Raw genomic sequence first — 13,585 nt, forward strand, 5'->3', positions numbered from 1 at the left:
GCTCGCGTGGGAGGTCGGAACGGCGCGGCGGGTTTCCATCAGCCCCGTCCCCGCATCGCCTGGATCGGGTCGAGCATCCAGTCGATCAGCCGGCGCTTCTCGACCACGATGTCGGCCGAGAGCGTCGAGCCGAGGCGGATCGGCTCGTCGACGCCGTAGGCCCGGACCGTGCGGGCGTCGGGGCGCACCTCGACGCGGTAGGTGGATTGCCGGTTGAGGCTCTCGGGATCGACCGTCACGTCGCCCGCCGAGGCCACCGCGACGGTCGGCGAGCGCAGCGGCGTGTCCGAGATCACCGTGATGGTGCCGTGGGCGATGCCGAAGGTCTTGAACGGGAAGGCGTCGTATTTCAGCACCACGTCCTGCCCGACCTTGGCCAGCCCGATGGCGCGGGCCGGCACTTCGAGCACGATCAGCGGCTCGGCCCCGGCATCGCCCATGATGGCGAGCACCTGATCCGCCGAGACCGAGGCGCCGGGCTCCACGAACAAGCCGGCGACCTGGCCGTCGGCCGGGGCCACGATGTCGAGGCGGGACTGGGCGTTGACGCCGGTCAGCTGCGCCTCGACGGCGCTGAGGTCGTTCTCGGCGGAGGCGAGCTGCGCCGCCTTCTCGGTGACGTTGGTGCGCTGCGCCCGCAGGCGCTCGGCGGTCTCCTGCTTCAGCTCGGCCCGGCGGGCGCGCAGTTCGCTGAGCTGGCGGGCGTAGTCGAGGGCGATGCGCTGCTGGCTGTTGAGCGATTCGCGGGTGGCGTAGCCCTTGTCGAGGTATTTCTGGATGCGCCGGACCATGTCCTCCTGCTGGCGCAGGCCCTCGCGCAGCACCTTCTCCTGCTCGTCGAAGGAGCGGACCACGCCCGCGACGTTCGCCTCGGTGTCGCGCTCGTCGTCGCGGGTCGAATCGAGATAGGCCGAGAGCCGCAGCTGCTCGCGCTTCAGGTTGGCCTGCCGCTCGCGCAGGCTGCGCTGGTTGGCCGAGACGGTGGAGATGCCCCCCGTGGTCTGCTCGCGCAATTGAATCTGCATGATGCGCTGGCCCCGGCGGACCAAGTCGCCCTGGCGCACGTCGATGCTCTGCACGATGCCGGGCGCCTGCGCGTCGAGCCGGGTGAGGCCGGACGAGGCCGAGACGTAGCCGCGCACCGATTCGGTGCGGGCGAAGCGGCCGAGGAACAGGGCCGCCACCACGGTGACGATGATCGCCCCGAAGAACCACGCCATCCATGTGGCGCCGCGGTCCTGCTGCAGGTGGATCGTGGCACCGGGGCGCCGCTTCTGGAACGCGGCGGTCGGGTTCGCGGGCGCCGCGTCCTGCGCCTCGGAATCTCGCGCCTCGGTGTCGGGTTCGCTCGCGGGGTCGCTCATGGGGTCGATTCGGCCATCGCTCGTCGGCGCGGGGCGCGCCGACCCGGCGTCACGCCGCGTCCCGGACGGGGTCCGGCGCGGCCGCGTCGGCGGCGTCGGGCATGATGTCGGAAGGGGGTAAATAATCGGACAGCAGCGACCACAGATGCCACTGTTCCGGGCGCCGCCGCAGACAATCCTCGATGTGGCGGCGCATGTGCCCGGCGGCGCGGGCGCGCTCCTCGGGGCTGTCGGCGTAGACCTCGAACGGCGTGCCGATACGGATCGTGTCGCCGCCCGTCTCCATCTCGGTGACCCAGGGCACGACCACGGCGTTCGTCAGCCGCGCCAGCGTGTCGGTGCCGAAGGCGAAGCGCGTCGGCAGACCGAAGATCGGCATGGCCGCCGGCGCGCCGTAGCTCGGATCGAGGTCGCAGAACACGACGATCACCGCACCGTTGCGGGCGAATCGCACGGCGGAGAGGAAGTCCTTGCGGTTGCCGACCTGGAGGAAGCGCATCTCGACGCCGACCTCGCGGATGCGCTCGATCACCGCGGTCTCCAATGGCATGTCGTCGCGCTGGCGCAGCACCAGCATCGGGCGGCCGGGAAAGTAGGTCAGCATGGTGTGGGCGAGGCCGCCGACATAGGCGCCCATGTGCAGCGGCGCGAGGATGACCGGGCGCCCGGTCTCGGCGAGGCGCCGGAACGTCTCGGGCTCCTCGACGCGGATATGGCGCAGGTCGCGCTGGCTCGCCCGGATGTCGCGCAGGAGCAGCGCGGCCCATTCGGTCTCGGTCATGCGGTCGTGCAGCGCGGCGGCGCGCTCCAGGTGCAGGGCCTCGCCGCGGGGCAGGCGCAGGATCTTCATGAAGAGTTCGGCGTGGCCGGTCCCGGCGGGACGGCCCCGGAGCCCACCTCGGATCCGCTTGGCGGCGTGGGTCAGCCCATGGGCGAGCCAGAGCGCGCGGCGGCGCAGCGGCAGCGGAAGGCGGACGAGGCTGCGTGCCCCGATCCCGATTCCGAACGTCTCCCCCGCCATGCCGTCCTCCCCGACCTTCGCACCGACGTTGTGAGGCCGGGGTTGCCAAGGAGGCCTTAAAAGACCGATCGAAAGGCGTCGCGATCCGCCGAGGACTGAATTCGGGAGGCCCAAACGGAATGGACCCGCCGGCGTCGGCCGGGCGGGTCCAAATGAGCGTCGTGGCGCGGGCCGGTCGCGACCCCCGCGGCGAGGCTCGCGATCAGCAGCCCTTCTTGGACTTCTTGCTGCCGCAGGAATCGTAGCAGCCGGTCTTCACGGTGAAGCAGAAGGTGCCGCCGGAAACGGTCTTGAGGGTCTTGGTGTCGAGCTTCTTCATGATCGTATTCCTTTAAGATGAGGGGATGGCGCTTCTTAAGACTTCGCCGGGACCGTGTCGGCCCTCGCGGCGAGTCTTCTCGATCAGCAGCCCTTCTTGGACTTCTTGCTGCCGCAGGAGTCGTGGCAGCTGGACTTCGGGGTGTAGCAGGAGGTGCCGCCGGCGACGGTCTTGAGGGTCTTGGTGTCGAGCTTCTTCATGATCGTGCTTCCCTGATTTCGAGAGTGGATGGCGCTTGATCAGGCTTCGCTGCGAGGGGCATGACGGCCCTCGCCGAGGCCTGCAATCAGCAGCCCTTCTTGGACTTCTTGCTGCCGCAGGAGTCGTAGCAGCTGGTCTTCACGGTGAAGCAGAAGGTGCCGCCGGAAACCGTCTTGAGGGTCTTGGTGTCGAGCTTCTTCATGGCTGTCGTCCGTTGTTCTGAGCCGGCCGGTCGCCGTCTCGCCCCCAATCTGTCTCGTTTTTCGACTGGGATGTCTACGGGCGATTAGGGAATTCGTAACGGTATTAACTACTGAAGCCCAATAAACGTTAATGTCGATCCTGTCATTCGCTGCGATAAATCTGGATTCGTGTGTCGAGCGACGGTCTGTTCTGTGTCATTTTCAGTCGATCGGCCGGGCGCACAGGTGTGGCATGTCCCGGACCGGGTCGAAGCCTCCCGAACTAGGACATCTTTGCTTCCAACTGCCGCCCTGTGGAAAATTCGCATCGCCGGGCCGGGCGCGACCCTAATCCGGTCGCCGCATCGACCCGCGTTGCGGTGTCGGCGGGCTTGCGCGTAAGACCACGGCGATGACCGACCATCCGACTCTCGAAGGCCCGTCGCCGATCTCCGGCGCCCCGGCCAATCCCCTTGCCGGCTCCTCGGCCCGCCCGCTTCTCGTGCTGGCCTCGGCCTCGCCGCGGCGACTCGCCCTGCTCCAGCAGGTCGGGATCGAGCCGGACGCGCTCCTGCCCGCCGACATCGACGAGACCCCGCGCAAGTCGGAATCGCCCCGCGAACTCGCTCGGCGCCTCGCCCGCGAGAAGCTGGAGGCGGCCCAGGCCGCGGCCCGGCGGCGGGAGGATCTGCGCAGCGCCTACCTCGTCTCCGCCGACACGGTGGTGGCGGTGGGCCGGCGCGTGCTGCCGAAGGCCGAGACGCTCGACGAGGCCGCCGATTGCCTGCGCCTGCTCTCGGGCCGGGCACACCGGGTCTATACCGGCGTCTGCGTACTCTCGGCCAAGGATCGCCTGCGCGAGCGTATGGTCGAGACGCGGGTGCGCTTCAAGCGCCTCTCCAACCGCGAGATCGAGGGCTACCTCTCCTCGGGCGAGTGGCGCGGCAAGGCCGGCGGCTACGCCATCCAGGGGCTGGCCGGCGCCTTCGCGGTGAAGCTCGTCGGCTCCTACAGCGCCGTCGTCGGCCTGCCGCTGAACGAGACCCTGAGCCTGCTCGAAGGCGAAGGCTTCCCGGTGCGAGGCGCCTGGGGGGCGGCGGCGTGAGCGCAGCGCCTTCGAAGAAATCCCCGTCCTGCCCGATCTGCGGTCGCCCGGCGCAAGCGGAGACCAAGCCGTTCTGCTCGCCCCGCTGCGCCGACATTGACCTCGGCCGCTGGCTCGGCGAGCGCTACGTCATCCCCGGCCCGCCGGACGAAAACACCCCTCCCCCGCCCCCGGATGGCGACGACGACCGCTCCCGCTGAGGCCGTCGCAGGATCGTCAAAAAACACGGCGTCGAGGTGCAAAACGAGGCTGGACAGGATCGGGAGCCTTCCTTATACCCCCGCTCGTCGCAGCGCACAGCGCAGCGGCCGATGCCCAGGTAGCTCAGTTGGTAGAGCATGCGACTGAAAATCGCAGTGTCGGCGGTTCGACTCCGTCCCTGGGCACCATAGCTCCGCCGGGTTTTTCGACGGGCCGCTTCTGACCTTCTGACATCTTCAGAGATTGCTCGCTTGCTCGCTTGAGCAGGCACGATGACCCGTTCAGCTGCGGCCGGATGCCTCCGCGCCGATGATCTCGGAACATGGTGCCGCCTCGCCGCTTCCCACCCCGCCGAAGTGGCATAGGACATCTTCCGGGGATCACATGGCCAAGAGCGCGACGACGGACGTGACGACCTACACCCTCAAGCAGGCGCTCGCCGCGCGGGTGGACGACCACATCGAGATCGCCGTCGAGGCCGAGGACGGCACCAAGTTCAAGATCCGCGCGAGTTCGGAACAGCTCGATGCGCTGACGGGCGATCTGGAAACGATCCTCGACGGGGACGACGCCGACGCCGCCTGAGCCGGCTTCATCAACTCACCGCCGTCATTCCGGGGCCGCGCAGCGGAACCCGGAATCCACGACTGGCCGCGACGCCCTGCACAGCGTCGCATCACGGGTGGATTCCGGGTTCGCCTGCGGCGCCCCGGAATGACGGCGGCGAGGCTGTGAGCCCGCCTCCAAAAACCTACTCCGCGGCCTGCCGCGTCGCCTCGCGGAACGGGTGGGCCGGGTAGGTGCCGAGGATGCGGACTTCGCGCGAGAAGTAGCGCAGCTCGTCCAAGGCGCGGCGCAGGCCGTCGTCCTCCGGGTGGCCGTCGACCTCGGCGTAGAACTGGGTCGCGGTGAACTGGCCCTCGACCATGTAGCTCTCGAGCTTCGACATATTGACGCCGTTGGTCGCGAAGCCCCCGAGCGCCTTGTAGAGCGCGGCCGGGATGTTGCGGACCCGGAAGATGAAGCTCGTCACCGTGGGCTCGCCGCCGGGCTCCGGCAGCACCGGCTCGGGGGAGAACACCACGAAGCGGGTGGTGTTGTGCGCCTCGTCCTCGACGTCGCGTTCCAGGATGTCGAGGCCGTAGACCTCTGCGGCCATCGCCGGGGCCAGCGCGGCGCGGGTCGGGTCGCGTAGGTCGGCCACCTCGCGGGCGGCGCCTGCGGTGTCGCCCGCCACCACCGGCTTCACGCCGAGCCGCCGGATGATGCGGCGGCACTGGCCGAGCGCGTGGATGTGGCTGTGCACGGTCCTGATGCCCTCCAGCGGGGCGCCCGGTAGGACCATCAGCTGGAAGTGGATCGGCAGGAAGTGCTCGGCCACGATGTGCAGCCGCGAGATCGGGATCAGGTGATGGATGTCGGCGACGCGCCCCGCGATCGAGTTCTCGATCGGGATCATCGCGAGCGCGGCCTGCCCCTCGTTCACCGCCGCGAAGGCGTCTTCGAAAGTCGGGCAGGCGAGGTAGGTCCAGCCCGGATAGGCCTGGGCGCAGATGATGTGCGAGTTGGCGCCGGGCTCGCCCTGATAGGCGATGGTGCGGTCGGTCATGGGGGTACGCTTCAGTTCAGGCGGCGGGCGGAGAGGAGCGCCCGGGCGCGCTCCAAGTCGGCCGGCGTATCGACGCCGAGCGGCAGGTCGGTGACGACGGTGGCGTCGATGCGCATGCCGGCCTCCAGCGCGCGCAGCTGCTCCAGCTTCTCGCGCTGTTCGAGTTCGCCCTGCGGCAGGCTCATGAAGCGGCGCAAAGCCTTCCGGCGATAGGCGTAGAGGCCGATATGGTGGAACAGCGGCCCGTCGCCCCATGGCGCGCGGGCGCGGGTGAAGGCGAGCGCCCGCAGGCGGTTCGGGGCGACGTGGTGGCCGATGATCTTGACGACGTTCGGGTCGTCCGCCTCGCCCGCCCGCTCGATCAGGGCGGCGAGCGTCGCGATGTCGACGGCGGAATCGGCGAGCGGCGTCACCGCGGCGGCGATGATGCCGGGATCGATCGTCGGCAGGTCGCCCTGCACGTTGACGACGACGTCGTGGTGCCCTTCCGGATCGACGATCTCCAGCGCCTCCGCGAGGCGGTCGGAGCCGGAAGGGTGATCCGCGCGGGTCGTGACGGCGAGCCCCCCGCGGGATTCGATCGCTTCGACGATCTCGGGCGCGTCGGTCGCGACCACCACCGGGCCGACGCCCGATTCGACGGCGCGGCGCCAGACATGGACGATCATCGGCTCGCCCGCGATGTCGGCGAGCGGCTTGTTCGGCAGGCGCGTCGCGGCGAGACGCGCCGGAATCAGGATCAGCGGATCGGACATCGCCTGGAAACGGCCTCGCGCGGATGGCGTCGGGGGCGTCTAACAGGCGTCGCCCGCCTTGTCATGGCGGGGGCCTGAGGGCACCGCGGCGCAAAAACCGCTTCAGAACCGCTCGTGCGACAGCGCGCAGCGCGCGCGGCCCATTGTCAAGATCGGTTCCAAACGGCTAATCACCCTCGCACTCTTCCAAAGTCCGGCGTCTTGCCCGTCGGGCCCCCATCCGCCGGGCTCTCTCCCCGTGCGCCGGAGCTGTCGAGCATGGATTCCTTCGAGCTGAACAAGGTCGCCGGCGCGGTACTCGGCGCGCTGTTGTTCGCGGTCGGGTCGGGCTTCGTCGCGGAGCTGATCTATCACCCGAAGCCCGCGGGCAATGCGGGCTATCCGCTGCCCGAGCCCGAGCCGAAGGCCGCCACCACCGCCGCCGCGCCGAAGGCTGAGCCCATCGCCGTGCGGCTCGCCAGCGCCGATGCCGAGAAGGGCAAGGCCGGCACCAAGGCCTGCGCCGCCTGCCACAGCTTCGAGAAGGGCGGCCCGAACAAGGTCGGCCCCCACCTCTGGGACGTGGTCGAGCGCCAGAAGGCGCATGAGCCGGGCTTCGAGTACTCCGCCGCCCTCAAGGAGAAGGGCGGCACCTGGACCTACGAGGATCTCGACCACTTCCTCGAGAACCCCAAGGGTTGGGTGAAGGGCACCAAGATGGCGTTCGCCGGCATCGGCTCGCCCTCTGAGCGCGCCAACGTCGTCGCCTACCTGCGCACGCTCTCCGACAGCCCCAAGCCTCTCCCGGCCGCGGAGAAGGCCGCCGCGAAGGAAGAGCCGAAGAAGGAAGAGGCTGCCAAGCCGGCGGACAAGCCCGCCGAGACCAAGCCGGCCGAGACCAAGGCCCCCGAGAGCGCCACCGGCGACAAGGACAAGAAGCCCGCGACCAACGCCCCCCAGGGCAACCAGGGCGACGGCAAGGACACCGCCCGCACGGTGCCGGCCCCGGAGAAGCAGCCGCAGCAGAACGAGGTCGCCCCCTCGCAGCCGGACATCGCCAAACCGTCCGCCGACACGGATGCCAAGCAGCAGCCGACCGCCCCCGCGGCCCCGCCGGCCACGGACAAGCCGGCCGAGGCGCCGAAGCCCTGATTTTTGAGGGTGTGACGATCGAAGGCCGGGCCCAGCGCCCGGCTTTTTTTGTTTCTATTCCCGCTTGCGCAAGCCAACACGGCGCCGGCGTTTAAAACCCAACCGCCGTCATTCCGTGGCCGCGCAGCGGAACCCGGAATCCACCCGTGATGCGACGCTCATTGCACCGTCGCGGCCAGTCGTGGATTCCGGGTTCGCCTGCGGCGCCCCGGAATGACGGCGGCGATAGAATAGAGGCGCGTGAGACCCCTCGCTCACCGCCGAACATCCGCCTGCGCGGACGCGACCGCTTGGCGGGCCGTCGCCGCCGTCCTAGAACGTGGCCAAGAAATTCTCGTTATCCATGAACGATCGGGAGAACGCGCCAACGTGACGGGACACGCCGTGATCGCTCGCCGCAGCTTCCTCGCCGGAGCCCTCGCCGCCCTCGGATTGCGCGGCCCCGCCGCGGCGCAGGAGCCCGCGGAATCAGCGGCGAAGGCCTCCGCCCAGGAGGCCCCCGGCAACTGGCGTCATGCCCTCACCCTGCTCGGCGAGCCGAAATACGGCCCCGACTTCCCCCACTTCGAGTACGCCGACCCCAAGGCCCCCATCGGCGGCCTCGTGCGCCTGGGCGCGCAGGGCGGGTTCGACAACCTCAACATGATCGTCAACGGCCTGAAAGGGGATCTCGAAGGCGGCATCACCCAGATCTACGACACGCTCATGGAGGATTCGGGCGACGAGCCGTTCTCCTCCTACGGCCAGCTGGCCGAGGCCGTGCGGATCGCCCCGGACGGGATGTCGGTCGCCTACCGCCTGCGTTCAGGCGCCCGCTGGCACGACGGCAAGCCGCTCACCGTCGAGGATGTGATCTGGTCGTTCGACACGCTGAAGGCCAACAGCCCGTTCTACGCCGCCTACTACCACAGCGTCACGAAGGCCGAGGCCACGGGCGAGCGCGAGGTCACGTTCCGGTTCAGTGAGGCCGGCAACCGCGAGCTGCCGCAGGTGCTCGGCCAGATGCAGGTGCTGCCCAAGCACTGGTGGACGGCGAGCGATGTCAACGGCAAGCCGCGCAACCCGACCGAGACCACGCTGGAAATCCCGCTCGGCTCGGGCCCCTACCGCTTGGCCAAGATCGATGCCGGCCGCTACGCGATCTACGAGCGCGTCGCCGACTACTGGGGCAAGGATCTGCCGGTGAATCGGGGCCGCAACAATTTCGGCACGATCCGCTTCGAGTATTTCCGCGACGGCTCGGTGCTGCTGGAGGCGCTCAAGGGCGACCTCTACGATTTCCGCACCGAGAACATCGCCCGCAATTGGGCGACCCAGTACGACGACTTCCCCGCCGTCAAGGAAGGCCGCCTGATCAAGGAGGAGTTTCCGGGCCGCGGCACCGGCATCATGCAGGCCTTCGTGTTCAACCTGCGCCGGGACAAGTTCAAGGACGAGCGGGTGCGCCGCGCCTTCAACCTCGCCATGAACTTCGAGGAGATGAACCGGCAGCTGTTCTACGGCCAGTACCAGCGCATCGACTCGTATTTCTTCGGCTCCGAACTCGCCTGTTCCGGCCTGCCCGAGGGCATCGAGCGGGCGATCCTCGACGGCGTGAAGGACAAGCTGCCGCCGAAGGTCTTCACCGAGCCCTACAAGAACCCGGTCAACGACACGCCCGAAGCCGTGCGCGCCAACCTGCGCCAAGCGGTCGGCCTCCTCAAGGAGGCGGGCTACGAGCTGAAGGGCGGGCAGATGGTCTCCAAGGCCACCGGCGAACCGCTGACCGTCGAGTTCCTGGAATTCCAGAACGTGTTCGAGCGGGTGATCCTGCCGTTCGCCGCGCAGCTCAAGCTCATCGGCATCGGGTCGAGCGTGCGGGTGATCGATCAGGCGCAGTACCAGAACCGGCTGCGGGCGTTCGATTTCGACATCACGACCTCGAACTGGCCGGAATCGCTCTCGCCGGGCAACGAGCAGCGCGAGTATTGGGGCTCGGCCTCGGCCGACAAGCCGGGTTCGCGCAACATCGCCGGCATCAAGGATGCCGGGATCGACGCGCTGATCGAGAAGCTGATTTTTGCGAGCGACCGCGAGACGCTGGTGGCGGCTACGCGCGCTTTGGATCGGGTATTGCTCTCCCACAACTACGTCGTGCCGCAATGGTCCTCGCCGGTGACGCGCACGATCCGCTGGAACCGGTTCTCGCGTCCGGCCCTGCTGCCGAAATATGGCGGTTCGGGCTTCCCGACGACGTGGTGGTACGATGAGACGCTGGCCGCCAAGACGGGAGCGCCGCGTTGAGCGGCGCCCCCACCCGGCGCGGTCTCGTCCTCGGCACCTCCGCGCTGGCGCTCGCCGCCGCCCTCCCCCGCCGGGCGCGCGCCGTGCCGGCCGGCGCGAGCCACGGCCTGTCGAGCTTCGGCGAGCTGAAATACGGCCCCGGCTTCCCGAACTTCGACTACGTGAACCCGATGGCGCCCCGCGGCGGGCGCTTCTCGACGCAGATCACGCAGACCTTCGGCAATCAGGCCTTCGACACCTTCGATACGCTCAACCCTTACGTCTTCCGCGGCAACGGCGCGGCGGGGCTGAACGTCACCTTCGACAGCCTGATGGTGCGGGCGCTGGACGAGCCCGACGCGATGTACGGCCTCATCGCCCGCACGGTGGAGACGAGCGAGGACGGGCTGACGCAACGCTTCCGGCTTCGGCCGCAGGCGCATTTCCACGACGGCTCGAAGCTCACCGCCCGCGACGTGGCGTTCTCGCTCAAAACCTTACGCGACAAGGGCCATCCGGCGATCTCGCAGGAAATCCTCGACCTCGAGGACGCAACGGCGGAAGCCGACGACGTGGTGCTGGTGCGCTACAAGCCGGGCTATGCCCGCGACCTGCCGCAGACGGTGGCCGGCCTCCCCATCTTCTCCGAAACATGGTGGAAGGGCCGCGATTTCGAGGCCTCGACGCTGGAGGCGCCGCTGGGCTCCGGCCCCTACCGGGCCGCGCGGATCGATGTCGGTCGCTTCATCGAGTTTGAGCGGGTGCCGGATTACTGGGCCGTGGACCTGCCGGTGAATGTCGGGCGCAACAACTTCGAGGCCCTGCGCTACGAGTACTTTCGCGATCGGCAGGCGGCGTTCGAGGCGTTCAAGAGCGGTGCGTTCACCTACCGCGAGGAGTTCACCTCCTCGATCTGGGCCAACGGCTACGACTTCCCCGCCGCGCGCGAGGGCCGGGTCAAGCGGGTGACGCTGCCCAACAACGCGCCGGCCAGCATTCAGGGCTGGTGGTTCAACACCCGGCGCGAGGTGTTCAAGGACCCGCGGGTGCGCGAGGCGATCGGGCTGTGCTTCGACTTCGCCTGGACCAACCGCAACCAGATGTACGACACCTACGCGCGCACCGAATCGTTCTTCGAGCGCTCGGACCTCAAGGCCACGGGCAAGCCCGGCCCCGACGAACTCGCCCTGCTCGAACCCTTACGCGACGCCCATCCCGGCGCGGTGCCGGCGGAAGTGTTCGGCGAGGCCTGGGTGACGCCGGCCAGCGACGGGTCGGGCCAGGACCGGGCGCTCCTCAGCCGCGCCAACGCGCTCCTCAAGGAGGCCGGCTGCACCCGCGAGGGCAGCGTGTTCAAGCTGCCGAGCGGCGCGCCGATCGCCTTCGAGTTCCTCGACAACGACCCGATCTGGGAAGCCCGCACCCAGCCCTTCATCCGCAACCTCGCCCGGCTCGGCATCCAGGCGCGCCAGCGCATCGTCGATGCCTCGCAGTACCAGTTGCGCGTGCGCGACTTCGATTTCGACATCGTCGTCCGCAACGCCTCGCAGGGGCCGACGCCGGGGCCGGAGCTGCGCACCAGCTTCGGCTCCAAGGCCGCTTCGCTGCCGGGCACCAACAACCTCGCCGGCATCCAGAACCCGGTGGTGGATGCCCTGATCGAGAAGGCCGTGACCGCGTCGTCCCGCGCCCAGCTGGAAGCCGCCTGCCGCGCTCTCGACCGGGTGCTGCGCGCCGGCCGCTACTGGATTCCGATGTGGTACGCCCCGAGCTACCGGCTCGCGACCTGGGACGTGTTCGGCCATCCGGCGACCCCGCCGGCCTACGGCCTCGGCACCCCCGATCTGTGGTGGTACGACCCGGAAAAAGCCCGGCGGATCGGCCGGGACTGAGGCACACATGATCGGCTACATCCTGCGGCGCCTCGCCCTCATGGTCCCGACCATCTTCGGGATCATGCTGATCACCTTCGCGATCATCCAGTTCGCCCCCGGCGGCCCGGTCGAGCGCGTGCTCGCCCAGCTTCAGGGCCAGCAGGAAGGCTCGCTCAACCGCGTCACCGGCGGCCAGGGCGATCTCGGCGGGGGTGCGAGCCGCAGCGGTTCGGAGAACGCCAAGTATCGCGGCGCGCAGGGCCTCGACCCGGCCTTCATCAAGAAGCTGGAGGCGCAGTTCGGCTTCGACAAGCCGGCCCCCGAGCGCTTCGCCAAGATGCTGTGGGACTACGCCCGGTTCGATTTCGGCCGCAGCTATTTTCGCGACGTGAGCGTGCTGCAGCTCATCAAGGAGAAGCTTCCGGTCTCGATCTCGCTCGGCCTATGGATGACGCTGATCTCCTACGCGATCTCGATCCCCCTCGGCATCCGCAAGGCGGTCTTGGACGGCTCGCGCTTCGACGTGTGGACTTCCGCCGTCGTCATCGTCGGCTACGCGATCCCGAGCTTCCTGTTCGGCATCCTGCTGATCATCCTGTTCGCGGGCGGCTCGTTCGTGCAAATCTTCCCGATCCGCGGCCTGACCTCGGAGAACTTCGAATCCTTGAGCCTATGGGGCAAGGCGGTCGATTACGCGTGGCACCTCGCGCTCCCGCTCGCCGCCCTGGTGCTCGGCGCCTTCGCGACCTCGACCTTGCTCACGAAGAACTCGTTCCTCGACGAGATCCGCAAACAATACGTGCTGACCGCCCGGATGAAGGGCCTATCCGAGCGCGGCGTCCTCTACGGTCACGTCTTCCGCAACGCGATGCTGATCGTCATCGCGGGCTTTCCGGGCGCCTTCATCACGGCGTTCTTCACCGGCTCGCTGCTGATCGAGACGATCTTTTCGCTCGACGGGCTCGGGCTGCTGTCGTTCACCTCCATCGTCGGGCGGGATTATCCGGTGGTGTTCGCGACGCTCTACATCTTCTCGCTGCTCGGGCTCGCGGTGAACCTTCTGTCGGATCTGATCTATACGTGGATCGATCCGCGGATCGATTTCTCGGCCAAGGCGGCGTGATCTTCCGAGAGCCTGTTTGAGGGGCTCATCCCATCCATCCCCTTCATCCTGAGGTGCCGCGAAGCGGCCTCGAAGGAGGGCTCCAATTCGCTCGGCGATCCCTGGAGCCCTCCTTCGAGGCTCCGCTGCGCGGAGCACTTCAGGATTAGGCAATTGTTGGGAACGGTCGGTCGGGCTTTCAAAGAGCGCGCCGGGCCCAGACGGCCTGCACATCCTCATCGGTGGCGAACTCGCCACGCTCCGCTGCCGCCTACGATCGGACGATTGCGGCCCGTTCCTCTGATGTCAGAGCGACGGGGTCGGCCGCCTCGTCGGCGAGACTCATCAGAACGCGGGCCACTTCGCCCTGCGTCTCGGGCGGAAGGGCGCGAACGCTCGTTCCGGAAGCTCGGTCATGCCGCCAGGAGGCACCTGATTTCCGCTTAGAAAAGTGAAACC

At 68.5% G+C, this 13,585-nt stretch carries 13 protein-coding genes and 1 tRNA gene; 8 read left to right on the forward strand and 6 right to left on the reverse strand.

The genetic code is table 11. The features are described from left to right. Positions 1-38: 38 nt before the first annotated feature. The 4 genes from AAHG03_RS06835 to AAHG03_RS06850 all read right to left on the reverse strand — a co-directional run bounded on the left by AAHG03_RS06835 (position 39) and on the right by AAHG03_RS06850 (position 3,107). The gene (locus AAHG03_RS06835; RefSeq protein ID WP_342149697.1) at positions 39-1,364 is read right to left on the reverse strand and encodes an HlyD family secretion protein; all 1,326 of its coding nucleotides are present in this window, start codon (positions 1,362-1,364) and stop codon (positions 39-41) included. A gap of 49 nt (positions 1,365-1,413) precedes the next feature. Beyond that, positions 1,414-2,385 carry a lysophospholipid acyltransferase family protein gene (locus AAHG03_RS06840; RefSeq protein ID WP_342149699.1) on the reverse strand — a complete coding sequence of 324 codons (972 nt, stop codon included), beginning with the start codon at positions 2,383-2,385 and terminating at the stop codon, positions 1,414-1,416. Positions 2,386-2,587: 202 nt separating this feature from the next. Continuing rightward, on the reverse strand, positions 2,588-2,704 hold the full coding sequence (locus tag AAHG03_RS06845) for a bacteriocin (RefSeq protein WP_342149700.1): 117 nt from the start codon (positions 2,702-2,704) through the stop codon (positions 2,588-2,590). A gap of 286 nt (positions 2,705-2,990) precedes the next feature. Then, the gene (locus tag AAHG03_RS06850; RefSeq protein WP_342149701.1) at positions 2,991-3,107 is read right to left on the reverse strand and encodes a bacteriocin; all 117 of its coding nucleotides are present in this window, start codon (positions 3,105-3,107) and stop codon (positions 2,991-2,993) included. A 392-nt stretch (positions 3,108-3,499) separates the two neighbouring features. Here AAHG03_RS06850 and AAHG03_RS06855 point away from each other — a divergent pair, with 392 nt between their 5' ends. The 4 genes from AAHG03_RS06855 to AAHG03_RS06870 all read left to right on the forward strand — a co-directional run bounded on the left by AAHG03_RS06855 (position 3,500) and on the right by AAHG03_RS06870 (position 4,978). Continuing rightward, a complete protein-coding gene (locus tag AAHG03_RS06855) occupies positions 3,500-4,192 on the forward strand; it encodes a Maf-like protein (RefSeq protein WP_342149702.1) in 693 nt (230 codons plus the stop codon). Further along, a complete protein-coding gene (yacG, locus tag AAHG03_RS06860; protein WP_342149703.1) occupies positions 4,189-4,392 on the forward strand; it encodes a DNA gyrase inhibitor YacG in 204 nt (67 codons plus the stop codon). The genes AAHG03_RS06855 and yacG overlap by 4 nt, the downstream gene beginning before the upstream one ends. Before the next feature lie 113 nt (positions 4,393-4,505). Next, positions 4,506-4,581: transfer RNA gene (locus tag AAHG03_RS06865), tRNA-Phe, on the forward strand. A gap of 196 nt (positions 4,582-4,777) precedes the next feature. Further along, the gene (locus AAHG03_RS06870; RefSeq protein ID WP_342149704.1) at positions 4,778-4,978 is read left to right on the forward strand and encodes a hypothetical protein; all 201 of its coding nucleotides are present in this window, start codon (positions 4,778-4,780) and stop codon (positions 4,976-4,978) included. Between the two features lie 166 nt (positions 4,979-5,144). Here AAHG03_RS06870 and AAHG03_RS06875 read toward each other — a convergent pair whose 3' ends face one another. Together AAHG03_RS06875 and AAHG03_RS06880 are read right to left on the reverse strand one after the other, a co-directional pair. Then, a complete protein-coding gene (locus tag AAHG03_RS06875; protein ID WP_342149705.1) occupies positions 5,145-6,002 on the reverse strand; it encodes a prephenate dehydratase in 858 nt (285 codons plus the stop codon). Between the two features lie 11 nt (positions 6,003-6,013). Next, entirely contained in the window at positions 6,014-6,757 is a 744-nt protein-coding gene (locus AAHG03_RS06880) for a 3-deoxy-manno-octulosonate cytidylyltransferase (RefSeq protein WP_342149706.1), read from the reverse strand. A gap of 258 nt (positions 6,758-7,015) precedes the next feature. Between AAHG03_RS06880 and AAHG03_RS06885 the strand changes: the two genes are divergently transcribed. From AAHG03_RS06885 to AAHG03_RS06900, 4 genes are all read left to right on the forward strand, one after another. Further along, positions 7,016-7,888, forward strand: a complete 873-nt coding sequence (locus AAHG03_RS06885; RefSeq protein ID WP_342149708.1) for a c-type cytochrome — start codon at positions 7,016-7,018, stop codon at positions 7,886-7,888. 369 nt (positions 7,889-8,257) lie between these two features. Further along, entirely contained in the window at positions 8,258-10,171 is a 1,914-nt protein-coding gene (locus tag AAHG03_RS06890; RefSeq protein WP_342149709.1) for an extracellular solute-binding protein, read from the forward strand. Further along, positions 10,168-12,042, forward strand: coding sequence for an extracellular solute-binding protein (locus tag AAHG03_RS06895; RefSeq protein WP_342149711.1), 1,875 nt, complete (start codon positions 10,168-10,170; stop codon positions 12,040-12,042). The genes AAHG03_RS06890 and AAHG03_RS06895 overlap by 4 nt, the downstream gene beginning before the upstream one ends. Positions 12,043-12,049: 7 nt before the next feature. Continuing rightward, complete coding sequence (locus AAHG03_RS06900; RefSeq protein ID WP_342149712.1) at positions 12,050-13,147, forward strand: microcin C ABC transporter permease YejB; 1,098 nt, start codon at positions 12,050-12,052, stop codon at positions 13,145-13,147. Positions 13,148-13,585 lie beyond the last annotated feature (438 nt).

Origin of the sequence: Methylorubrum subtropicum, assembly GCF_038442325.1 — a bacterium.
GTDB lineage: Bacteria > Pseudomonadota > Alphaproteobacteria > Rhizobiales > Beijerinckiaceae > Methylobacterium > Methylobacterium subtropicum.